At 39.6% G+C, this 1,679-nt stretch carries 2 protein-coding genes; both read right to left on the bottom strand.

From position 1 onward, the window contains the following. Window positions 1-147, bottom strand: a 147-nt coding sequence (locus BOW51_RS10595; RefSeq protein ID WP_174564757.1) for a F0F1 ATP synthase subunit gamma, incomplete at its 3' end; no start/stop codon positions are given. Window positions 148-160: 13 nt separating this feature from the next. Further along, the coding region (atpA, locus tag BOW51_RS10590) for a F0F1 ATP synthase subunit alpha (protein WP_135568271.1) at window positions 161-1,679 on the bottom strand (1,519 nt) is incomplete at its 5' end.

The following is a 1,679-nucleotide window of genomic DNA, read 5'->3' as shown; positions in this document are numbered from 1 at the left end:
GATTTTTTCACAATAAGGACGTGATGCCAACATTCTATCTTGAGCTTTTTTCATCTTAGAAGCTGCGACCATTTCCATGGCCGAAGTAATCTTCTGGGTATTTTTAATACTCGAAATTTGTGTTCTAATTTCCTTTCCAGCTGCCATTATCTACCCCATTCTACCAAGTATGATTTTGCTTAAAGTCATCAATTGCCGCTTGTAATTCGTTTGAAATTTTATCATTGTAATCACCTGTATCATTAATTTTACTCATTAATAATATTTGGTTTGCGTTCATATAAGCGATTAGTGCCGCTTCAAAATCAACCACTTTATTTACCTCAATATCATCTAACAAACCTGAATTGACAGCAAACAATGAAGTTGCCATTTCGGCAATTGATAAAGGCGAGTATTGATTTTGTTTCATTAATTCTGTCACGCGCTGACCACGATCAATTTGTGCCTTGGTCTCTGAATCAAGATCAGAGGAAAATTGTGCAAAAGCTGCCAATTCACGATATTGCGCCAAATCAAGACGAATACCACCACCTAGTTTTTTAATAATATTGGTCTGCGCTGAACCACCAACACGTGATACTGATAAACCTGCGTTAATCGCTGGACGAATACCTGCATTGAATAAATCTGTTTCTAAGAAAATTTGACCATCCGTTATTGAAATAACATTGGTAGGAACAAATGCTGATACATCTCCACCTTGCGTTTCAATAATTGGCAATGCTGTTAAAGAGCCTGTTTTACCCTTAACTTCACCATTAGTCATCTTTTCTACATATTCTGCATTAACACGTGAGGCACGCTCAAGCAAACGTGAATGTAGATAGAACACATCACCTGGATAAGCCTCACGCCCTGGTGGACGTTTAAGCAATAAAGAAACCTCACGATAAGCCCAAGCTTGCTTGGTTAAATCGTCATAAACAATCAGCGCATCTTCGCCTCGATCACGAAAATACTCAGCCATAGTGCATCCTGCATAAGGTGCAATATATTGTAGTGCAGGCGCTGATGCTGCGCCTGCAGTCACAATAATAGTGTTTTCCAATGCGCCGTATTCTTCTAATTTACGCACAACCGCCGCTACTGATGAATCTTTTTGACCAATAGCAACATATACACAACGAATACCGCTGTCTTTTTGATTGATAATCGTATCAATCGCTACAGCTGTTTTACCTGTTTGACGATCGCCAATAATTAACTCACGCTGACCACGACCCACTGGCACCATTGCATCAATCGCTTTAATACCTGTTTGAATAGGTTGGTCTACTGATTTACGATTAATCACGCCAGGTGCCATTATTTCTAACGGTCGTGCGCCTTGAACATCAATATCATCTTTACCATCAATGGCCTTACCTAATGGATTAACCACTCGCCCTAACATGGCTTCACCAACAGGCACTTCAACCAAACGATTGGTGCATTTAACGACATCACCTTCTGAAATATGCAAATAATCACCCAGAATAACCGCACCAACACTATTTTGCTCTAAATTAAGCGCCATACCAAAGGTGTTATTTGGAAATTCAAGCATCTCACCAAATTGTACATCAGCCAAACCATGAATACGGACAATTCCATCACTCACACTAACCACACTACCCTCTGTACGCACCTCAGCGTCAAAGTCAAATCCTTCTATTTGTTTTTTAATTAGATCACTA

It is taken from the genome of Solemya elarraichensis gill symbiont, assembly GCF_002021095.1.
Taxonomy (GTDB): Bacteria; Pseudomonadota; Gammaproteobacteria; order Chromatiales; family Chromatiaceae.
The sequence above is the reverse complement of the archived record's forward strand: the minus strand, read 5'-3'. Positions and strand labels throughout refer to the sequence as shown.